Below are 23473 nucleotides of genomic sequence, written 5' to 3' on the forward strand. Positions count from 1 at the left end.
TCCGACTTGATTTCACTGATTAAAATTAAAGGAAAGTAAATCCTTTCCAATGTCTTTTCTATAATTAACGTTTTTCCACTGGATCTTTTCTACACCAGCGTAAGCATATTCTAGGGCTTCAGCAATGCTTTTTCCTTTACCTGTCACTGTTAGTACGCGCCCACCATTTGTCAGTAGATGGCCATTTTCGTGACGTTTAGTCCCTGCATGAAAAACCAGTGCTTTGTTGATATGCTCTAGTCCAGAGATTACATCTCCTTTATCATAGTTTTCTGGATATCCACCCGCTACCATGACCACTGTAGCTGCAGCTTCTTCGTCTATTTCTAAGGCATACTGATCGAGTGTCTCATGAGCGACAGCTTGAAGCATCGCTACAAAATCACTTTTGATTCTAGGAAGTACAACCTCTGTTTCTGGATCCCCCATTCGTACATTGTATTCGATCACATATGGGTCACCATTGACGTTCATTAAGCCGATGAAAATAAAGCCAGAGTAGTTCATGCCTGCTTTCCTCAGACCTTTTATGGTAGGTTGGATGATGCGGTCTTCTACCTTTTGGAGAAAATCTGTTGTAGCAAATACCACAGGAGATACAGCACCCATGCCACCAGTATTGAGTCCAGTATCTCCATCTCCAATGCGCTTGTAATCTTTCGCTTCTGGAAGAATTTTGTAGGACTTACCATCCGTTACCACAAAAACTGAAAGTTCAATACCTTGTAGAAATTCTTCTACTACTACTTTGGCACTGGCTTGTCCAAACTTAAGATCTACCAGCATACTCTTAATCTCTCGAGCAGCTTCTTCATGACTTTGGCAGATGAGTACTCCCTTGCCAGCAGCTAGGCCGTCAGCCTTGAGCACTACTGGGAGGCTGTGCTGACTGACATATGCGATGGCTTCAGTTATTTGACTAGGTACAAAAGTGGCTGACTTTGCAGTAGGAATGCCATGTTCTAGCATGAAGTTCTTAGAGAAATCTTTACTGCCTTCTAGCGTAGCACCAAGCTTATCAGGACCTATCACAGGGATATGCCTAAGGTCTGGTATAGACAGAAAGTAATCTTTGATACCTCTCACTAGTGGCTCTTCTGGACCTACTACAATAAGGTTGATATCGTGTTGCAAAGAAAATGAAGCGACCTGATCAAAATCATTGATATTGAGGGCAGCATTTTCGGCTATTTGTTGTGTGCCTGCATTTCCAGGCGCTACGTATAATTTTTTACAAAGTGGACTAGCTACTATCTTCCAAGCAAAAGCATGTTCTCTTCCGCCTGATCCTAAAAGTAATATATTCATTGTTTAAGGTTTGTATTGGTTAATTGGCAAATTCAGAAATAAACTTAATCCTGATTAGCCTAAGTTCTTCTTCACTAAAGTCAGCATCATCAAGTTCGCTAAGTGCTACTTTGATGTTGTCTGTATCTGCTGTCATGAAGTAGTCATAGAGTTCTTCTTGTCTATCACTATCTATCGTATTGTCGATGTAGTAATTGATATTTAGTTTGGTGCCAGAATAGCAGATTTGCTCGATCTCCCTGAGCAGTTCATCCATCGTGAGTCCCTGTGCATCAGCGATGTCATTTAGATCTATTTTCCTGTCTATCTGCTGGATGATAAAGATCTTGATCTTAGACTTGCTGCCAGAAGTTTTGACGATCACATCTGAAGCAGTGATGATGTCATTTTCTTCCACATAGTTTTTGATCAGCTCCAAAAAGCTCGAACCAAATTTCACTACTTTACCCATACCTACACCATTGATCTGGGCGAGTTCATCTCGAGTAGTAGGGTAGAGTGTAGCCATCTCTTCGAGCGAAGGATCTTGAAAGATGACATACGGGGGTAGGTTTTTAGACTTAGCTACCTTTTTTCTTTCAGCTTTTAGCAGTTCAAAAAGCTTCTCATCGTATGCCTTGGAGCTTGCATTTTGCACTTCGGCTACTTCTGACTCAGCAGTCATAGAGGTGAAGTCATGATCATGGCTAAAGGTAATGCCAAAAGGATCATTGATGAAGGATTTACCTTTTTCCGTGAGGCGAATTACACCATAGTTATCGATATCCTTTTCTAAGAATTCTTCGATCATGCCTTGACGAATCACAGCTTTCCAGAAGACTTCTTGCTGTTCTCCACCTTTGCCAAAAACGTCTAATTTGTCATGGCTGTAGCTCTTTGTGTATTCACTATGTACGCCTCTGATGACATTGCATATATGCGGGATGCCAAATCGTTCTTTGGTCTGAAGTACTGTCTTGAGTACTAGTTGGAGAGGCTCTTTGGCATCAAATGTTTCTTTTTTCTTTTGACAGTTATCACAGAAGCCACACTCTTCATCAAAGCGCTCGCCAAAGTAATGTAAGAGCTGCTTTCTTCTACATACTGAGGATTCCGCATAGGAGGCCATTTCTTGTAGCAAGAGCTTTGCATTTTCACGCTCGTTGACAGGCTTATCCTTGTTGAATTTCTCCAATTTGATGATGTCCTCATACTTGTAAAACATGATGCAATTGCCCTCCAGTCCGTCTCTTCCTGCTCTGCCAGTCTCTTGATAATAGCCTTCTAGCGACTTAGGTGTATCATAGTGAATGACAAACCTAACGTCTGGTTTATCTATCCCCATACCAAAAGCAATAGTTGCTACGATCACATCTACTTCCTCATTGAGGAAATCATCCTGATTTTTCATCCGCACAGAAGCATCCAATCCCGCATGATATGGTGCTGTCTTGATACCATTCACACTGAGTAGCTCTGCTATTTCCTCTACTTTTTTACGACTAAGGCAATAGATCACACCAGATTTACCCTTATGAGATTTCACATACTTGATCAGCTGCTTTTTCGATTCGCTCTTGATCTTTGGTCTTACTTCGTAATAAAGATTTTTTCGATTGAACGAAGATTTAAATACATCCGCATCCTCCATTTGAAGGTTTTTTTGGATGTCTATTTGGACTTTTGGAGTAGCTGTAGCCGTAAGTGCGATGATGGGTAAATTACCGATCATAGCGATGATTTGTTTGATCTTTCTATACTCAGGACGAAAGTCATGACCCCATTCTGAGATACAGTGCGCCTCATCGATAGCGACTAGAGAGATGTTTGATTTTTGGAGAAATGCTATATTTTCTTCCTTATTGAGTGACTCTGGGGCTACATAGAGCAATTTGACTTCTCCAGAGAGCACTTCTTTTTTGATTTTATTGCTTTCTGTTTTAGTCAGGGTAGAGTTTAGGAAGTTAGCTTTGATGTTCACCGCATTAAGCTGATCTACTTGATTTTTCATCAAAGCTATCAGTGGAGAAATAACAATGGCTGTACCCTCTCTCACGATGGCAGGTAACTGATAGCAGAGGGACTTTCCAGCTCCCGTAGGCATGATCACAAAGGTATTGCGACCTGATAATATATTATTGATTATAGCTTCCTGATTTCCCCTGAAATTGCTGAAGCCAAATACTTCTTTTAGTTTGCTCTTGATTTGTTGCTCCACTTCAATCTTCATTAACGACCGATGATTACCAAAAGAAAATTGATTCTTGTCGTATATTTGTCAGACAAATTTATCATAAACCTTGGACAAATTGAAGTTAGAAAAAAATATTAAGGATTCTGCTATACGTACATTAATAAATGAGGCAGATGCTGTCAGAAAGCTAGCGGATCTGATAGATACTGATTTTGAGAATTGTGTCAAAGAAATATTAACCTGCAAAGGTAGGGTAGTCGTCACAGGTGTAGGCAAGAGTGCTATCATCGCTCAAAAAATGGTGGCTACTTTCAATTCTACAGGAACACCTGCGCTTTTTATGCATGGAGCAGATGCCATTCATGGTGATCTAGGCATGATTCAAGATCAGGATGTGGTGATTTGTATCTCCAAAAGTGGCAATACACCAGAGATCAAAGTACTCGTCCCCTTGATCAAGCGCACTGGATCAAAGCTGGCTGCTTTGGTAAGCAATACGAAATCTTACTTGGCGGAGCATGCGGACTTTGTACTCAATGCTACCATAGGAGAGGAAGCCTGTCCAAACAATCTCGCACCCACTACTAGTACTACAGCACATCTGGCTTTGGGAGATGCTTTGGCAGTTTGTCTGATGGAAGCCAAGCAGTTTGGTAGCAGGGATTTTGCTAAGTATCATCCAGGAGGTGCGCTGGGTAAGCAGCTTTATCTCACAGTAGAAGACATCATCTCTAAGCATGCCATACCTGTAGTAGCGGTAGATGCAGATATCAAGAAAGTGATCGTAGAGATATCAGGTAAAAGGTTAGGAGCAACTGCTGTAGTCGATAGTCAAGAGCAACTGGTTGGTATCGTCACAGATGGGGATTTGCGTAGAATGCTTGAAAAGTATACTGATATTTCGCACATTAGGGCACAAGATATCATGACTCCAAGTCCAAAGACTATCGACAAAACCCAATATGCAGTAGAGGCGTTTAACGTGATGACAGCTTTTAACATCACGCAACTTGTAGCCACTGATAATGGAAAAATCGCTGGTTTTGTTCATTTGCATGATCTCATCAAAGAAGGAATCGTAAAATAAAATGCAAAAAAACCATACGCATGTAGTGATCATGGCGGGCGGGATCGGTAGTAGATTTTGGCCTTACAGCAGAAATAATCATCCGAAGCAATTTTTAGATGTCCTAAACACTGGGAGATCACTTCTTCAAATGACTTATCAAAGAAGCTTGCAGATCTGTCCAAGTGATCAAATCTATGTGGTCACTAATGAACTGTATGGAGATCTGGTCAAAGAGCAACTACCAGAGCTTAGTGACCATCAAATACTGCTCGAACCTATCCGGAGAAATACGGCACCTTGTATTGCTTATGCAGCGTATAAAATCCGAGTCATAGATCCAAAGGCCATACTTGTGGTCGCACCTTCGGATCATTTGATTATCAACGAACAGCTTTTTCATGAGAAGGTCCAGCAGGCAATCACTGCCGCCACTGATTCAGATAAACTACTGACTCTCGGTATAGAACCCAACAGGCCAGAGACTGGCTACGGCTACATCCAATACAACCCAAGTGATAATCCGATCAAAAAAGTCAAAACTTTCACAGAGAAGCCTAGCCTAGACCTAGCTAAAACATTTGTAGAAAGTGGAGAATTTGTGTGGAATGCAGGTATTTTCATTTGGTCTGCTCAGAGTATCATCAAGGCTTTTGAAAAACATGAGCCTGAGCTAGCAGAGGTTTTTGCAGAGGGGATTCCTAGCTTTCATACAGACCGTGAAGCCGATTTTATCAAAAAGGCCTACATGCTCTGTAAAAATATCTCCATAGATTATGCAGTTCTTGAAAAAGATAGTGAGGTGTATGTTGTCTTAGGAGACTTTGGATGGTCGGATCTCGGTTCTTGGACTTCACTTCACGAGCTTCGAGAGCAAGATGAAAATCAAAATGTCATAGATGCCAATGCGCTTACATACGATAGTCAGGGATGCTATATCCAAGCACCAAAAGATAAGCTAATCGTAATCCAAGGCTTAGAAGACTACTTAGTAGCTGATACAGATAATGTGCTTTTGATTTGTAAAAAAGATGCGGAAAGTAAGTTTCGAGACTTTGTTGCTGATGCTAAAAACAAAGGTGAAGAATATATCTAAACACAACAGCCTCTCTATTAACTAGAGAGGCTTTTTTATGATATGTATCCATATTTAATCAACTTTATCCATTGATCAAATAAACGAGTTTAGTAACTCCATTTTTAGTAATTTCGAAATTCAATCATTCATCAAATCAAATCCTATGAAATACACTTTTAGTTTGTTATTGAGTTTGCTGACGCTAGTTTCGGTAGCTCAAGTGAGTCCCAAATGGGCTCGCTATCCAGCCATCTCTCCTGATGGTCAGAAAATAGTCTTTACCTACAAGGGTGACTTATATGCAGTAGCTACCTCTGGTGGAGCCGCTACTCAGTTGACTTTTCATGAAGGGCACGATTACATGCCTGTCTGGAGTAAGGATAGTCAGAAGATAGCCTTTGCCTCTGATAGATATGGAAATTTTGATGTTTTCATCATGGATGCAGCGGGAGGGCCAGCCCAGCGATTGACTTACCATTCTTCGGACGAGATGCCATATAGCTTTTCTGCTGATGGTTCATCAGTGATCTTTGGGGGAGTACGCCAAGACTTAGCTTCTCATAGACAGTATCCTACTGGCTCTCAACCTGAATTATACAGTGTGCCAGCTGTTGGTGGTCGTGTAGACATGGTTTGGACGGTACCTGCGGAATATGTGCAAGTAAGCAAGGATGGCAGCAAAATGATCTATCATGATAAAAAAGGTGGGGAAAATGAGTTTAGAAAACATCATGAATCAGGTATAGCTAGAGACATTTGGGTATATGATGCCAAGTCTAAATCGCATCAGATGATCACGAAGTTTTATGGAGAGGATAGAAACCCCGTCTTTGCGCCAGATGAGCAGAGCATTTACTTTTTGAGTGAGGAAAGCGGAACGTTTAATGTACACCAGCTTTCATTGGCTAATCCTACAGAGCGAAAGCAAATCACAGATTTTAAATTACATCCAGTACGTTCGCTCAGCATTGCTCAAAATGGCATGATGAGTTTTAGCTATGATGGAGAACTCTACACAGCAAAAGCTGGAGAAGCTCCACAAAAGCTAGCTGTGACACTTCGCACGCAAGACATTAAGAACAAGGACAGCTTCATTTCTATCAATGGAGGTATTAGAGAAATGGATATTTCTCCTGATGGTAAAGAAGTAGTTGTGATCGCTAGGGGAGAGGTTTTTGTTACTTCTGTAGATGGATCTATCACTAAGCGCATCACTACAACTGCTGAGCAGGAGCGATTTGTGAGCTTTGCGCCAGATGGTAAGTCAATCATCTATGCGCGAGAGCAGGATGGTAAGTGGGTCATATTTCAAACAAAGAGAGTGAGGTCAGAAGAGCCATTCTTCTTTGCATCTACTCTTTTGGAAGAAAAGGAACTCGTGAGCAATGAATATGATAACTACATGCCACAACTTTCTCCAGATGGCAAAAAACTAGCCTTCATCGAAGCTAGACGTACCCTTAAGGTGATGGATTTGGCAACTAAGAAAATGACTACGCTACTGACGCCAGAGGAGCTTTTTCATATGCAAGATGGCGATCAGTACTTCACTTGGAGTCCAGATAGCAAGTGGCTTCTCGCTAGCTACAGACCAACTATGTCTAATGGTGAAGTGGTTTTACTTGCTGCAGATGGCTCTAAAGAAATGGTCAATCTGACCCAAAGCGGCTATGGAGACTCTCGTCCTAAGTGGGTCAATGAAGGTAAGCAAATGCTATGGTTCAGTGATCGTGATGGTTTGAGAAGTTATGCTACGAGTGGCGCTACTCAATCAGACGTTTACAGCATGTTCTTTACTCAAGAGGCTTGGGATAGATTCAATTTGAGCAAGGACGATTTTGAACTGCTCAAAGAGATAGAAAAAGGGGCTAAAAAAGAAGAAGAGAAAAAGGATGATAAAGACAAAAAGGAGGAGAAAGCAACACCTTCTAAAGATCTGAAATTTGAACTAGAAGATATTCGTGATAGAAAAGCTAGGCTGACTATCCATAGCTCTTCATTAGGCGATGCGGTACTTTCTAAAGATGGAGAGAAGTTATACTACCTAGCCAGATTTGAGCGAGGGATGAATCTTTGGAGTACTAATCTGAGAACAAGAGAAACCAAGCAAGAGATCGCACTCAATGCTGGTTTTGGTTCACTTCAGTGGGATAAGGATATGAAAAACCTTTATCTCTTAAGCGATGGACGCATCTCTAAGATCAATCCTGATAACGGTAAAAGAGACATGATTTCGATCAGTGGTGATATGCCTTTGGATGAAATTGCTGAGAGAGCCTATATGTTTGAGCACGTATGGTTGCGTACCAAAGCGATATTCTACACACCTGATATGCATGGGGTAGACTGGGACCTAATGAAAAAGGAATATGCTAAGTACCTCCCACACATTGGTAATAGTTATGAATTTTCAGAAATGCTTTCTGAAATGATCGGTGAGCTCAATGTATCTCATGCTGGAGCAAGGTATAGTAGAAGCATCCCTGAGGCGGACGCAACAGCCTCTTTAGGGATATTTATGGATTACAATCATAAATCTGAAGGTATTTTGATCGAAGAGATCATCCAAGGAGGTCCATTAGATAAGGCTGATCTAAAAATCAAACCTGGTATGTTGATCGAAAAGATAGATGGAGTTACTATCGCTACTGATAAAGATGTCGCGCAGTACCTGAATAGAAGAGCGGGTAAATTTACGCTACTTGATATTGTAGATCCAAAGACTAAAGTTCGTCAGCAAGTGACGATCAAGCCAATCTCACTAGGAGAAGAAAATAGATTGCTCTACAGAAGATGGGTGAAAAAGAACCAAGAGGAGGTAGCAAAAGCAAGTAATGGTAAATTAGGCTATGTGCATATTCCTGGAATGAGTGATGGTCCGTACCGAACTGTATTTGAAGAGATGATGGGTAAGTATAGTGAATCTGAAGCTGTGATCGTAGACACACGATTCAATGGTGGAGGTGACTTAGTAGCTGATTTGGCCATGTTCTTTACTGGAGAGAAGTTCTTGACTTATGCTACTGAGGATAGAGAAGTAGGATTTGAGCCTACAGCAAGATGGACTAAACCTACACTCGCTATGTTCAATGAAGCCAATTATAGCGATGGACATTGCTTTGCTTGTGGATATACTGACCTTGGCATTGGCAAGACTGTCGGCATGCCAGTACCAGGTACTTGTAGCTTTGCTGGATGGGAAGGATTACCTGATGGTACTCGTTGGGGTGCTGTGCCGATCAGTGCTAAAAACAAAGCTGGCGAATGGCTTGAAAATAATGAAACTAAGCCAGACATTGAAGTCAAAAATATGCCTGGTGTAGTTGATAAAGGCAGAGATCAACAACTCGAAAGAGCTATCGAAGAGCTGCTCAAAGAAATTAAATAATGAACTTTCAAAAGGTCACTCCAAAAATGGGGTGGCCTTTCTTTTTTCTTTTATTTTTGCCCAACCATAGAAATATATCATGACCAGAGCACAGCTTTTTGACCAAATACAAAGAAAATCATCTTTTCTCTGCGTAGGATTAGATACTGATATCACCAAGATCCCAGAGCATTTATTGAGAAGGAAAGACCCGATTTTTGAGTTCAATAAGCAGATCATAGATGCTACTGCTGATATAGCCGTGGCGTATAAGCCAAACATTGCTTTTTATGAAGCTTTGGGAGCAAAAGGGTGGGAGTCGCTTCGCAAGACAATCGAGTATATCCCAAAGGAGATTTTCACCATAGCAGATGCTAAGCGCGGAGATATTGGCAATACAGCCAATTTATATGCAAAAGCATTTTTGGAGCAGATGGATTTTGACTCGATCACTGTAGCTCCTTATATGGGGGCAGACTCTGTCGAGCCATTTTTGCGTCAAGACAAATGGGTCATCTTATTAGGGTTGACCTCTAACTCAGGTAGTGGAGATTTTCAGCAGCTTGAACTCAGATCTGGAGAAAAGCTTTATGAAAAGGTCTTAAAGAAAAGCCAAGAATGGGCGAGTACTGACCAGATGATGTATGTAGTAGGAGCTACACAAGCACAAGCCTTAGAGGGGATTCGAAAGATCGTTCCAGATCATTTTCTACTAGTACCAGGTGTAGGAGCGCAGGGCGGCAGCTTAGAGGAAGTCTCTAGATTTGGGATGAATGCACAGTGCGGTCTTTTAGTCAATGCTACCAGAAGTATCATTTATGCTTCATCAGGAAAAGATTTTGCCCAGATGGCACGTGCTGAAGCCATCATGCTTCAGGATGAGATGAAGGAGTACTTAGAGCAATACCTCCCTCAATAAATATTTACTTCAGGGTTAAGCGTTACACCAAACTGCTCTTTGACAGAGGATTGAATTTCTCTGCTCAAAGCTAAAATCTCACGGCCTTTTCCTCCGCCATAGTTGACTAGTACGAGTGGCTGATTGACGTGTACACCTACTGCACCCATTGTTTTGCCTTTCCAGCCAGTTTGCTCTATGAGCCAAGCGGCAGGAACCTTGACTGTGCCGTCTTCTTGTATATAGCCAGGGATGTTTGGATGAGTAGATTTTAACTGTTCAAATTGACTAGCTGGAATGCTAGGGTTTTTAAAAAAACTTCCCGCATTACCGATTTTTTTTGGATCTGGAAGCTTCGATTGACGGATATGGATGACTGCATCACTGATAGCTTTGAGGCTGAGTTCTGCTACTTGCATCATTTGAAGTGTATCAGATATAGCACCATAGCTCGTATTGAATTGAGGCTTTTTAGAAAGCTTAAAAGTCACTCCTGTGATGAGGTATTGGTCTTTCACTTGATGTTTGAAAATGCTTTCTCTATAGCCAAACTCACAAGTATCTTTATCAAAATGGTGAACAGATCCTGTAGCGATCTCCACAGCTTCAAGTTCATGGAATATGTCCTTGAGCTCTGCGCCATAAGCTCCAATATTTTGCATAGGTGCAGCGCCTACAGTGCCTGGTATTAGCGACATATTTTCTGCGCCTCCTAAGCCAAGTTGTATAGTTTCTAACACAAATTCATGCCAAGAAACTCCAGCACCTACTTGTAGGTAGGTATGATCTGTAGTCTCCTTAGTTTTCTGAATTCCCAGAATCTCATTTTTGATGACCAATCCATCAAAGTCTTCAGTCAAAAGAATATTTGATCCTCCTCCAAGGATGAGTCTTTTATGATTCAAAAAAATCGGTTCTTTGACCAATTTCTGCGCCTCCTCTAGGGTTTTTATCACCACAAAGTATTTGGCTTTTTGATCTATCCCAAAGGTATTGTAAGCTTGGAGGGAGATATTCTCTAAAATCTGCATGAAAGGCTGTTTTACACAAAAATAGGCTAATCGATAAATTTATCCCAAAAAATATCCAAAACCCTCTCAAAGGGAGTATTTTTAAGACATGAGAGATATAATCATCAACGGAGTTAAAATCCGTCCGGGTCAAAATATACAGCTTGATATCAATATCGCTAGACTACCTACACATACTTTAATTGATTTACCAGTGTTTATTTACCGCTCAAAGGTAGATGGCCCAGTGCTACTAGTCAGTGGAGGCTTGCATGGAGATGAGATCAATGGCATAGATGCTGTCAAGCGTATGATCACTGACAATATGCTCAAACCCAAGCGAGGAACTGTTGTGGCGATTCCACTTATCAATGTCTATGGTTTTCTCAGTACCTCTCGGACTTTTCCTGATGGAAGAGATCTCAATAGGAGCTTTCCTGGGAGTAAAAAGGGCTCATTAGCTTCTCAGATTGCACACATACTGACCAATGAAATATTGCCTAATATCGATATGGGGATAGACTTTCATACAGGCGGACGCATGCTTTCTAACTATCCTCAAGTACGAGCAGACTTTAAAGATGAGAAGAGCGTAGCATTGGCTAAGGCCTTTGGTGCACCTTTCATCATCAATTCAGGATTGATTGACAAAAGCTTCAGAAAGGAAGCTTACAAAAAGGGTAAACCGATACTAGTCTATGAAGGAGGAGAGTCGATGCGCCTAGATGAGTTGGTAGTCAAAGAAGCCATAGAAGGCACTCAGCGTCTTATGCACCACCTTCAGATGAAAGATCAAGTGCATGAGCCTAGAGAATCCATCGTCATGGCAGCTAGCACATGGGAACGTGCAAAGGTTTCGGGTATTTTTAACCCTACAGTGCAGTATGGTGAGAAGGTCAAAAAAGGCCAGATGCTTGCTAAAATCACTGACCCATATGGTAGGGTTAAGGTTCCTGTAAAAAGTCCTTATGATGGCTTTGTCATTTGCTTAAATAATCTACCAGTAGTCAATGCTGGTGATGCACTCATTCATATCGGGAAAGTAGAATAGTCAAATTATTCTCTAATAAAAAAAGGCTGTTCCACTCAAGAAACAGCCTTCTTTGATATTTACTGATTGATTATTTAATGCTAAACTGGTAAGGCATTCTAGCTTGGATGCCCTCCATTTGCTTGATTTTTTCTGCTTGCTGTACGATAGGATAGAGATCGCCTAATTTATGTTGCATGTAGCGAGCTTCTATATTGCCCCCAAAGCTTTCTAGAATTTTCTCTACAAATGTTTGTTTGGCTGGGAACACCCTCAAGCCATAATCATCCCCTATGTTGGCTTTTTCGGCAGCGATCGCTAAGGCATCATCTAATCCACCTAAGATGTCAACTAGACCTCTTTCTTTAGCTTCTGTTCCACTCCACACACGACCTGAAGCAATGCTTTTTAGTTCTTCTAATGACATGCCTCTACCATCTGCACACAGTTGGGTGAAATTTTCATACCCTTCATTGATAGACGATTGGATATAGTCACGCTCTACTTTCGTCAGCTCTCTCGTCATACTAAACATATCTGAATGCTGGGCGGTGTTGACATGGTCAGTAGTGACACCAAGTTTGTTCTTTAAGAAGTCTTGAGCATTGAAAAACATGCCGAAGATGCCTATAGAACCCGTGATAGTATTTGGTTGAGCTACAATAGTATCAGCTGCCACAGCGATATAGTATCCTCCAGAGGCTGCTACATCAGACATAGAGGCGATCACAGGCTTTTTCTCCTTAGCTAGTTGGAGTTCTCTCCACATCACATCAGAGGCTAGTGCACTTCCACCTGGAGAGTTGATTCTCAAGACGATTGCTTTAATCTTATCATCATTGGCTGCTTCACGGATCATTTTAGCATATGCTTCTGAGCCAATAGTACCATCAGATACATTTCCTGAGACGATTTCTCCTTCTGCTACGATGAGTGCTATTTGGTCATTGCTGCTTTTAAATTTATCAGTAGCAGTGAGGAATTTACTCATGCTAATTAGTTCAATTTTGTCTGATTCACCAAGTCCAAGTTTTTCTCTAAGCAAATCATTTTTCTGATCAGCGTAGGCTAATTGGGTCACTAGCTTGTTGTCCAAAGCTGACTGTGCATTGGTGATGCTCAAATTATCAGCCATACTCTGAAGTGTTGCTACAGGGATATCACGGCTTTCTGAAACATCTTGCAAAAATTGATTGTAAAGACTACTTAGATAAGACTTGGTTTGTGCGGCACTTGCCTCACTCATTTCTGTAAGTAAGTAAGGCTCTACTGCACTTTTGAAATCACCAACTCTGAAGATTTCAGGCTTCACTTCAAGCTTATCTAAAGTGCCTTTGAAGAATACTGCTTCATAAGTAAAGCCATCGAATTCCATTCCTCCCTTTGGGTTGAGCAAGATATCGTCAGCAACAGAAGCTACATAGTAGCCGTTTTCGTTGTAGATCTCTGCATAGGTTGTGATGAACTTACCAGATGCTTTGAAAGCAAGGAGCTCATCTCTGATTTCTTTATGTATGGCTGGTAGACCACTTAGAAATCCTGTTTCTAAGTAGATGCCTTTGATATTGTCATTTTCTGCGGCTCTTTTGATAGCCTTTTTGACATCGAGAACACTAATCTGTCCACTGACAATCAAGCCTGGAAATGGAGATGGAAAGTCCATGTCTTCAACAGGTCGATCTACGATGATCTTGTTCAGGTCTAGATGCAAGACTGAATTGGCTTTGACTTTTACCTCTTCCTTGCTACTAGCCATGATACCTATGATACCGAAAAAGAGAAAAAATGCGATCATGTTGAAAATGATCAAGCCGACTATGACGGCTAATACGTTTCCTAAGAATTTCATAATTGGAATTTTAGTTTGCTAAAGCTTAAAAGCTTTGTTATTCATCAAATGTTTAAATAAGATTGTGGAAAAAATAACCCACATGCAGTCAATCATACTACTGCTTGGTTCAAATTTAGGAGAAACTAAGCAGAATCTAGTCATTGCCAGTCAGTTGATTTCAAAAAAAGTAGGGAAGATCGATCGATCATCGGACTTTTATGAGACTGCTGCTTGGGGAAAAACAGATCAAGCGGACTTTTTAAACCAAGTTTTGATATTAAAAACTGAGCTTGAACCCCTTGAGCTACTGGCTCAACTTCAAGCGATCGAGCTAGAAATGGGAAGGGTTCGCTTCGAGAAATGGGGCGCTCGATTGATTGATATTGATATCCTTTTTTATGGAGAACAAGTGTTAGATCTACCTGACCTTAAAGTACCTCATCCATTTATTCAAGAGAGGAGATTTACACTGATGCCTTTGGTAGAGTTAGTCCCTGACATGATCCACTCAGTGCTAAAAGTGAGCATGAAAGACTTGCTCGATGCTTGTCCAGACAAATTATCGGCCAAGCGACTAGATAAATCTGAAGCATAAAAAAATCCTCACGGTTAAGAGAGGATTTTCGATGCTTTATATACTGGCTACTTCCGCGTCTTTATGGATTTTTTTGATCAATCCTTGAAGGACTTTTCCAGGGCCACATTCTATGAAGTGAGTGCCACCATCTGCTACCATGTTTTGTACGGATTGAGTCCATTTCACTGGAGCAGTTAGCTGAGAGATCAGGTTAGCTTTGATGCGCTCTATGTCTGTCTCCGCAGTAGTGCTTACATTTTGATAAACAGGACATGTCGGCTGGTGAAATGCCGTCTCACTGATTGCTTTTGCGAGTTCCTCTCTAGCTGGCTCCATGAGTGGTGAATGGAAAGCACCCCCTACAGGAAGTGGCAAAGCTCTCTTAGCACCTGCCGCTTTCATGGCTTCGCAAGCGATTTCTATACCTTTGTTTGAGCCAGAGATTACGAGTTGGCCTGGGCAGTTGTAGTTAGCAGCTACCACGATCTCATCGCTGATGCTAGCGCAGATTTCTTCCACTTTTTCATCTTCAAGACCGAGTATGGCAGCCATAGTAGATGGATTGATCTCACAGGCTTTTTGCATTGCGAGGGCACGCTGATACACGAGTCTGAGCGCGTCTTCAAATGCCAATACACCATTAGCAACCAAGGCAGAAAACTCACCTAAAGAATGCCCAGCGACCATATCAGGTTTGAAATTTTCACTCACCTTAGCCAAAATCACAGAGTGCAGGAAGATAGCAGGTTGCGTGACTTTTGTTTGTTTCAGATCTTCTTCCGAACCCTCAAACATGATATCTGTGATACGAAAGCCAAGGATCTCATTTGCTTTTTCAAAGAGGGCTTTAGCTTCGCTTGATGATTCATAAAGCTCTTTTCCCATACCAGGAAACTGGGAACCTTGTCCCGGAAACACATATGCTGTCATAGTTTTTTCAATTGTTGAGGGGACAAAATTACGCCCTTCTTTTTAAATAGAAAATCTCAAGGCTCAATAGCCCACATTTTAGATCAGAAAGTAAAAGCTATCCTCGTCTTAAAGAAGAATGGCGTGCCTGGCGTAAAATGAATTTCCGACACAGAACTTGCCTCCCCTTGGAGCTGAGACTCTGTGTCAAACTGTGTTTCTTCCCATTCCTGATCAAATAAGTTTTCGATATTGAAACCTACTTCGAAGTTCTTCTTGGTATATGACAAAGCTAAATCTGTAATGAAATATCCTCTAGCGATCGTACTTCTGTCCTCATTGGCAGCTCTATCTGCGATGTGTCTGTAGCGAAGACTACCAGATATACCGCTCGGAAACTGAAAGGATAAACCACCCGTACTGGTGAAATCAGGAGCTAGGGGGATGTAATCCTCTCCTCTAGCTTCATCTATTGATCTCGGATTGGCATAGTTGAGATCTGCATCAGCAAAAAGCCATTTATTGATTTGGTAACGAATGCTCAAATCTACACCAGTTCTTCTAGAGCGTCCACTTGGCTCTACTACGCCTTCATCTCCTACGAAGACAAACTCTTGATCAAGGTACAAATACCAAAGTGCTGGCGTGATGATCAAGTTGTTGGCAGGCTTCCAAATGGTACCTAGGTCTGCTCCCCATGCAGCTGGAAGTACTTGTCTACCATTTCTAGCGACAGCTACATTGGCACTATTGGAGTGAAATCCTTTTCCTGATTTGAAAAATAACTGAAGATTTTGACTTGGCGTATACAGAATGTTAAACTTAGGAAGTACGATAGTCTGACTGACCGTTTGCTTGTTGTAGTTAGGGTCTAGCTTGTTCACTACTTCATAGTAAAAGTTGTCAGCTCTCAGGCCAGCAGTGACTTGGAAATCACCCATCTCTACTTCAAAATCGGTAAACGCATACAAATTGGTCTCGTTGATGTCTGCCAGCACAGGAGTACTGATAGTGGTGAACCTTCTCACGGTTCTGCTCAATTCTAAGTCTTCGATGACATCATTTCTCAAGCCAAAACCTACACGTTGATGAATATGCTGCTTACCAATATGAAGTGTTTGCTGATAGGTAGAATTCCAGCCAAATATCTTTCTAGACTCTTGTTGTTTGACTTGATCCCCATTGATTGGATCATTGAGGAAAAAGGTGAAGTTGGAAAAAAGTAAGAAATCGTATTTGCTGTAAAACACTTGGTTTTCTAGACTCGCGCCATTTTCCAAATAGCGTAAATGTTTCAAAGAAATATTTTGTCTAGAGGTAGCGCCACCCTCCGTATCATCTATCGCACCAAATCGTGTGATATCTCCGCTTTCTATCGCCCTGAAGGGAACTTGACCAGAGGCATCCCACTTGCTATCAAGATGTGAAGCTTGGAAGGTGAGGAAATCATTTGGGCTTAGTTGACCAGAGTATTTAGCGAAAATATTATTTCTAAATAGATTTTGTGGAGAGTCAAAAGGTCCATCATTGACGAAGTATTCTGCAGCGATATAGGCACTGTGATTCTCGGTGCTTCCAAGTAAGTCAAAAAGACCTACTGCGCGGAGTGTGTTAAATCTACCAGCTTCTAAGATTACTTTACTTTGTGGTAGTTTATTGAAAGTCTGTAGATCTGCAAAGCCAGCAGTGGTGAAGTTGCCTTTATCTGCATAGTAGGGTCCTTTAGCAAAATTGATTTTATCGATGGTCTCAGGAATGACAAAGTGCAGATCTGCATAGCCTTGACCATGCGCATGCGAGACCATATTGACAGGGAGTCCATCTACAGTCAGTTGGATATCAGTCCCATGGTCTATGTCAAAGCCTCTTAAGAAAAACTGCTCTGCTTTACCACCTCCAGCATGCTGAGCAACAAATAGTCCAGGCACTCTCCTGAGAATTTCCTGTGAAGAGTTGACAGGATTTAGCTTGAGATCGGCTCTTACTACTCGACTGATAGCTTCCGAGTTTGGTGTTACGACTATTTGGCTAAGTTCTATAGCTGTGCCTGTTAGTTGGATTTGTAGAGGCTGATTTGGGTTTTCAAAGACTACTTCTTGATAGGCAAATCCTAAATGAGATACGATGATGGTATCACCTATCGCTACTGGATCTAGTCTGAATACACCATAGTCGTTACTGATCGTATTGACATTTTTGCCTTTGACGAATAGAAAGACATCTTTGAGAGGAGCATTATTTTGATCTACTATCTTACCTGTAACTGTATGAGCTAGTAGGGTAGAGATTGAAAAAAGACTTGCTAAAAAGCTCGTGAGTAATAATCGCATCATGGTTCCATCAATTTGAGATGCGCAAAAGTAGTTCTCTTACATAATTAAAAAAGTAAATAAAGTCAGAAACCTCTTTATTTTAGTATGAGCGGTTTTTTTGTAATCCATTAAGTGGATAAGAGGAGTAGTTATATTTTTATTTAATACTATTCCATTCTCCTTTTTCGGCAGTCCACAACTGGCCAGTAGAAGCATCATACATGACATAGTCATAGATCAAGGATACCACATAGATACCCTGTTTATCCATGACACCGTAGGCATCTCCGCGTTTGATGAGTAAGTACTCATCACTAAGTTCTTGGATGTCATCAAACTTCGTAGAGCTGAGTACATTGCCATTTTTCTCAATGTAGCCAACTTGACCATTTTGATAGCTTAGGAAATTACCAGAACTGAGTCGCTCTACACGATCATAAACAGGAGCTACTATTTCTTCACCCTTCAAGTTGAGTACTCCCCATTTACCATTTTTGCGAATGCTCGCTAAGCCATTTTCAAACTGACTAACTTCTTCATAGTAGGGCTGAATGATGATGTTTTCTGATCGGTCGATAAACCCCCATTTGCCTCTCAGCATGATGGCAGCTAAGCCATTTTGGTAGTTTTTGACACTATCGTAGCGATTGGCTATGCGAAGATTTCCATCAAAATCGACAAAACCGTACTGACCATTGATTTTCACTGCCAAAAACTCAAAATCGGAAGGTATGATGCGTTCAAATCTCTCAGAAAGAGGAATTTTAAATTTACCTTCTTTATTGACCAAGCCCTTTTTCTTGCCTTGATGAACTACAAATAGGCCAGCTTCTTCAGAATGAACGATAATGCTGTCATAGATAGGTTTGAGCACTTCTTTTCCAAGTCCATCGATCAGGCCATATTGTTTATTTTTGCGATAGGCAAAGTGCCCATTGATAGCGTAGATGAAGTCATTTGAGCTAAAAATGACACTATCATTTGCCGCTAAGACGAGCTCTCCTTTAGTCCCTTTTTTCCCTAAGGCATAGCTTGGTTTGAGCCATTTGATAGAATCATACCGTGCATTTACAGTCCAGTTTCCTTGACTATCTATGATGCCTGAGATACCATCTTTGATCGCTATGGCATAGCCATGATAATAGGCTTCCGCTTGATCATAAAGAAAAGGTACCGATATCTCTCCTGATGTAGAAATGAAACCAGTTCTGTTTTGATAACGAACAGCCAACAAGTCTCCAGAGAAATGATCATCCACAGATTGAAACCCAAAAGAATGGATATTTCTCAAGGTACTAGCCTCGATGATTTCCCACTTTTGCCCTTGAAGAACCACTACTATTTGATCAAAGGCCTTATAATCATCATAGCCAAACTCAGTAATGGTGTCAGAAATCAAACTGTAAATTGCTAGTTTTTCACCCTTTTTGAGGATTAAGTAATCATTCTTTCTTTCTAATAGTTGTACATTATCCCAAGAGCGAAGCACCCTATATTGGTCATCTAGTATCTCCAAAGTGCTATTGTAATAAGCTATAAGCTTATCATGGCGCAGTGGTTTGATAGAGTCTGCGGCTATTACGCTAGCATAGCCTGCATTTAGATGGTTTTTCCACTTAGCATAGCTAAGTGCTTCTGGTTTGCCCTTCTCAGATTTGATGAAATATTTATATTGAGGTTCGAAGAGCACCTTTCCCCTCAGGTCTATCATGCCAAAGAAATTGCCTTTTTGGAGTAAAAGGTATTGATCAAATGCTTGGATCTCATCATAGTACTCTTTACTCAAAAGTCTTCCCTGACTATCGAAGGCTTGCCACTTATCTTCTGCTGTTTTTGCTCTCAGTCCAGTGTTTGGCAGATACTCGATTTTGCTGAAATCGGGAGCAATCAATGATTTTTCCGTGTAATTCATCAGTCCATAGCGATCAGCAACTAGTCCCGACAAACTATAGATAATATGATCTCCTGCAGGACTCAATGAGCTATATTTTCTTGAGGTACTAGATTTCCCCGAAGTTTGTATCAAGCCTCTTTTACCATTTTCATCTACCAATAAATGTCCTTTAGTGAAGGGTTCGATATGCTTAAAAATAGCTCTAGTGAGCTTGTTCCCAGACATGTCCATCAAGCCCCATAAGTTATTTTCCTTGTAGCCAATCGTGCCGGTGACAGCCGCTGTAGCCATGCTAGACCATCCGATTTGCTGATATTGAGCAGGTATGAGGATTTCAGACTGGTTGTTTTTCAAGCCAACTTTGTCGTTCTCCATATACAGGATGTACAGGTCTGTCTGACTACTAGCGCTAAGGATGGGGAATAATAATACAAGGCCGAGGGTGGCCACTATTTTTGTGATGATCATGAAGAAGCCCTTAATTCTCTTTTCTGCTCAAATTTAAACGTCTTTAATGGAGATTTATGCGAGACGCACAAAAAAAGCCGTTAAATGACGGCTTTTTAATGATTTTCTTTCTGATTTTCTAAATCAAATAGATCGCTGAGTAAGTCGATGAGATTTTCTGCATCACCTCTTTTACAGGCAGCTTTGAGTTGGATCACTGGCATTTTGATGATTTTTTGCATCATGCTTTTAGTGACCTTATCAATGATCTTTGCTTCTTTATCAGTAGCATTTTTGAGATACCTAGCGAGTTCTTCCTGACGGATTTGCTCAAGTGCATTCTTGAATTTATTGATAGTAGGAGAGACCATCATCTCTTTTTTCCAATCATTAAATTCTTCGATAGACTCTCTCACGATTTGCTCCACTGCCGGTATGGCAGCTATCCTTCTTTCGAGTGCTTCTGAAGCTTTGCTTTGAATATTGTCTACATTATAAAGCAGTGCGCCTGGTACTTCCTCTATGGCTGTTTCAATACTCCTCGGTACGGATAGATCTATGAAAAACTTGAAGCTTAATATCTCTAGGTTAGCAACGATCTCTTTCGTGATGAATGGCTCGTTTTTCATAATTGAGCTGACAATCACATCGGCCTCTTGGATAGCGTCAAGTATGTTTTCAAAAGGCACTACCTCATAGCCACATTCTTGCGCTAGTGCTTCTGCTGTAGCTTGCGTTCTATTGGTGATTTTCACAGAAGCTTGAGGGATGTTGACCATATTACGACAAACATCAGTTCCGATCTCACCTACACCTATAATGAGTACTCTTGGATTTTTGATTTCTTTAGTCAAGACCTCAATCAATTCTACAGCAGCATAAGACACAGAAGCTGCCCCATCTCTGAAGCTAGTTTCTTGCACTACGCGCTTGTTAGTAAAAAAGATCGTGTGCAATAGCCTGTGTAAAAAAGGACCCGCCAACTGTAAATCAGCTGACATTTGATAGGCTCTCTTGACTTGATTGCTAATCTGCATGTCTCCGATTACTTGAGCTTCAAGTCCCATCGCTACCCTGTATAGATGAAGGATAGCCTCTTGCTCTTTAGTGAGTATCTCGAAGTAAGCTTTATATTGATCAGCACCTGTGATGCCTTTTTCAGAGATGAGCAATTTAATCAGCTCATCACTCAGGTCAAGGTTGTGGGAATAGTATATCTCAGATCTGTTGCAAGTTGATAAGATCATTGCCTCAGAGACATTGAAAAACTCTTTCAGCTTGATCAACAAGGCCTGCATAGAAGCTTCATCGAGCGAAAGTAGCTCTCTGATTTCAACAGGGGCATTTTTGTATGATAAACTAAGTGCTTTGAAATTATTTGACATAGATCTTTTCCCTCTACTGCTGCAAAATTAACACATAATCACTTAGAGAAAAATGACTTTAGTGACTCTGCTTAATTTATAATCTGTCTAAATAGAATATCGTTTGATACACAGCATTACTAATACATAATTTTTAACAATGAAATTTTAAAAATGATTTAAAACATCTCTTAAAATCAGAAAAAATATACGCAGTAGATAGGTGGGTTAGTCTTTTTTTACTTATAAATTGCGAGGATTTTCGATTGGGTAATGTCACTCAAAGAGACAAAATCGCTTGCTTTTCTAGATAGTAAAAATGGCACAACAAACTGATTCTTGGGGTTCTAGGGTAGGACTCATTTTAGCCATGGCAGGGAATGCCGTTGGTTTAGGAAATTTTCTCAGATTCCCCGTACAAGCGGTACAAAATGGCGGAGGAGCTTTCATCATCCCATATCTCGTTTGCTTTTTAGTGATGGGTATTCCATTGCTCTGGATAGAGTGGTCTATGGGTAGATTTGGAGGAAGATTTGGCAATCACTCCACACCTTTCATTCTGGATAATATGACCAAAAGACGCTTCTGGAAGTATTTCGGAGTGTTTGGTATCTTTACTAATGTGGCTGTAGCAGCTTATTATTGCTACATAGAGTCTTGGACACTTTCATATGTTTATCACTCTGTCATACAGTCATTTAGTGGCAAGAGTCAGGGAGAGATCGCCATGTTCTTCAATGACTATGTGGCTATCGGGAAATCGACTACTGGAATCCCTTTTGAGTCTATTCTATTTTATATCCTTTGTCTCGTACTCAATACTTACATACTCAGTAAGGGGCTTAGCGGAGGCGTAGAAAAGGTCGCTAAAATAGGTATGCCATTATTGATTTTGTTTGGAGGGTTCCTAGCATTTAGAGGGATTACGCTCGGGACAAGTGGAGCGCCTGATGGCTGTACAGATTGTGATGCTTTCTTAGGACTCAATTTCCTATGGGAGCCTAGATTTGAAAGTTTGACAGATCCTAAAGTGTGGCTTGCTGCTGCAGGACAGATCTTTTTCACACTTTCTGTAGGGATGGGGACTATCCACTGTTATGCTTCTTATGTACGGTCTAAAGATGATATCGCACTCAATGCCATGTCAGCTGGCTGGATGAATGGCTTCGTAGAAGTAGTCCTTGGCGCTTCGATAGTGATTCCTATAGCTGTAGGTTACTTAGGCTTGGATTGGGTTAAAGAAAATGCTGGATTTGCTATGGCCTTTCAGACTATGCCATACCTTTTTGCTCAGTGGGGAGATCTAATGGGTACTTTAGCTGGGGTATTTTGGTTTGGTTTACTTTTCTTTGCGGGGATTACCTCTTCTTTAGCCATGGGAACCCCTTGGATAGGCTTCATGGAGGATGAGTTTAATTTTTCAAAAAAGAAAGCTGCTTGGTCATTTGGCGGGATTGTGCTTCTGGTAGGTTTACCAACTGTATTATTTTATACGCAGGGCTATTTTGATCAGTATGATTATTGGGCGGGTACGGTCTCCCTTGTAGTATTTGCCTTAGCAGAAAGTATTATTTTTGCTTACATATTTGGTATAAATAATGGATGGGATGAACTCAATAGAGGGTCAGACATCAAAATCCCGAGTATCTATAAGCCAATCTTAAAATACGTAACACCACTTTTACTATTAGTTATTTTCATCACTTCGCTAGTCACACCAAAGGATAATGACTGGGGAAGGGCACTTTCGGGTGATTGGCAACTTGACGCTTCAAGTATCATAGGCAAGATCACCAATATGGATGTGCTTGCGAATGAAAGTTATTTTTCAGAAATCAAAGAAGCGGATATTTCAGGTACTGTTGGTACGTTGCTCATCTCTGAGGAGAATAAATGGGAAGTACCAATTGGGCATATGCAGACTTATTTTAAGAATAGTAAAGGGCAGATATTGCGAAATCAGTCAGGAGATGCTATGGCCTTTGATTCGTTGATCATTGATAAGCTAGTCAAGCTGCCAGTTGACTCTAAGCTACTCGTAGAAGAAGGTGATCAGGTGGTACTTGGTCAGCCTATCGCTGAAGGAGACTTCATCAATGACGTCTTTTACACAGACATGGCAAAACTGGTACTTTTGGCCTTATTCATTTTCCTAGCAGTACTAGTATATATTGCTAGTAACAAACGACTTAAATCTCAAACGATATGA

Annotated in this window: 15 protein-coding genes; 7 read left to right on the forward strand and 8 right to left on the reverse strand. The window is 40.9% G+C overall.

Features of this window, described 5'->3' with window-relative positions; translation table 11 throughout:
* Positions 1-12 precede the first annotated feature (12 nt).
* On the reverse strand, positions 13-1308 hold the full coding sequence (purD, locus tag I5349_RS00530) for a phosphoribosylamine--glycine ligase (RefSeq protein WP_226388765.1): 1296 nt from the start codon (positions 1306-1308) through the stop codon (positions 13-15).
* 19 nt (positions 1309-1327) lie between these two features.
* Positions 1328-3517: a DNA helicase RecQ gene (recQ, locus tag I5349_RS00535; protein WP_262895339.1), complete on the reverse strand. Its 2190-nt coding sequence runs from the start codon at positions 3515-3517 to the stop codon at positions 1328-1330.
* Between the two features lie 79 nt (positions 3518-3596).
* Between recQ and I5349_RS00540 the strand changes: the two genes are divergently transcribed.
* The 4 genes from I5349_RS00540 (at position 3597) to pyrF (ending at position 9911) form a co-directional block, all read left to right on the forward strand.
* Positions 3597-4568, forward strand: coding sequence for a KpsF/GutQ family sugar-phosphate isomerase (locus tag I5349_RS00540; RefSeq protein ID WP_226388766.1), 972 nt, complete (start codon positions 3597-3599; stop codon positions 4566-4568).
* 1 nt (position 4569) lies between these two features.
* Entirely contained in the window at positions 4570-5643 is a 1074-nt protein-coding gene (locus I5349_RS00545) for a mannose-1-phosphate guanylyltransferase (RefSeq protein WP_226388767.1), read from the forward strand.
* Positions 5644-5788: 145 nt separating this feature from the next.
* Positions 5789-9013 carry a S41 family peptidase gene (locus I5349_RS00550; protein WP_226388768.1) on the forward strand — a complete coding sequence of 1075 codons (3225 nt, stop codon included), beginning with the start codon at positions 5789-5791 and terminating at the stop codon, positions 9011-9013.
* A gap of 79 nt (positions 9014-9092) precedes the next feature.
* On the forward strand, positions 9093-9911 hold the full coding sequence (gene pyrF, locus I5349_RS00555) for an orotidine-5'-phosphate decarboxylase (RefSeq protein ID WP_226388769.1): 819 nt from the start codon (positions 9093-9095) through the stop codon (positions 9909-9911).
* On the opposite strand, the gene murB is transcribed toward pyrF, so the two are convergent.
* Positions 9905-10921, reverse strand: coding sequence for a UDP-N-acetylmuramate dehydrogenase (gene murB / locus I5349_RS00560; protein ID WP_226388770.1), 1017 nt, complete (start codon positions 10919-10921; stop codon positions 9905-9907). The genes pyrF and murB overlap by 7 nt on opposite strands.
* Positions 10922-11009: 88 nt before the next feature.
* On the opposite strand from murB, the gene I5349_RS00565 reads away from it, so the two are divergent.
* Positions 11010-11951, forward strand: coding sequence for a succinylglutamate desuccinylase/aspartoacylase family protein (locus tag I5349_RS00565; RefSeq protein ID WP_226388771.1), 942 nt, complete (start codon positions 11010-11012; stop codon positions 11949-11951).
* Between the two features lie 70 nt (positions 11952-12021).
* Here the strand turns inward: I5349_RS00565 and sppA are convergent, their stop codons facing one another.
* Positions 12022-13779, reverse strand: coding sequence for a signal peptide peptidase SppA (gene sppA / locus I5349_RS00570; RefSeq protein ID WP_226388772.1), 1758 nt, complete (start codon positions 13777-13779; stop codon positions 12022-12024).
* An 82-nt stretch (positions 13780-13861) separates the two neighbouring features.
* On the opposite strand from sppA, the gene folK reads away from it, so the two are divergent.
* Positions 13862-14356, forward strand: a complete 495-nt coding sequence (gene folK / locus I5349_RS00575) for a 2-amino-4-hydroxy-6-hydroxymethyldihydropteridine diphosphokinase (RefSeq protein ID WP_226388773.1) — start codon at positions 13862-13864, stop codon at positions 14354-14356.
* A gap of 36 nt (positions 14357-14392) precedes the next feature.
* Here folK and fabD read toward each other — a convergent pair whose 3' ends face one another.
* From fabD to hemA, 4 genes are all read right to left on the reverse strand, one after another.
* Positions 14393-15268 carry an ACP S-malonyltransferase gene (gene fabD / locus I5349_RS00580; protein WP_226388774.1) on the reverse strand — a complete coding sequence of 292 codons (876 nt, stop codon included), beginning with the start codon at positions 15266-15268 and terminating at the stop codon, positions 14393-14395.
* Between the two features lie 83 nt (positions 15269-15351).
* The gene (locus I5349_RS00585) at positions 15352-17580 is read right to left on the reverse strand and encodes a TonB-dependent receptor (protein WP_226388775.1); all 2229 of its coding nucleotides are present in this window, start codon (positions 17578-17580) and stop codon (positions 15352-15354) included.
* A 136-nt stretch (positions 17581-17716) separates the two neighbouring features.
* A complete protein-coding gene (locus I5349_RS00590) occupies positions 17717-19921 on the reverse strand; it encodes a WG repeat-containing protein (protein ID WP_226388776.1) in 2205 nt (734 codons plus the stop codon).
* A 95-nt stretch (positions 19922-20016) separates the two neighbouring features.
* Positions 20017-21285 (reverse strand): glutamyl-tRNA reductase, encoded by a 1269-nt coding sequence (gene hemA / locus I5349_RS00595; protein ID WP_226388777.1) that lies wholly within the window; start codon positions 21283-21285, stop codon positions 20017-20019.
* A gap of 298 nt (positions 21286-21583) precedes the next feature.
* Between hemA and I5349_RS00600 the strand changes: the two genes are divergently transcribed.
* Complete coding sequence (locus tag I5349_RS00600) at positions 21584-23473, forward strand: sodium-dependent transporter (RefSeq protein ID WP_226388778.1); 1890 nt, start codon at positions 21584-21586, stop codon at positions 23471-23473.

Source organism: Penaeicola halotolerans (assembly GCF_016464625.1).
Classification (GTDB): Bacteria; Bacteroidota; Bacteroidia; order Cytophagales; family Cyclobacteriaceae; genus Penaeicola; species Penaeicola halotolerans.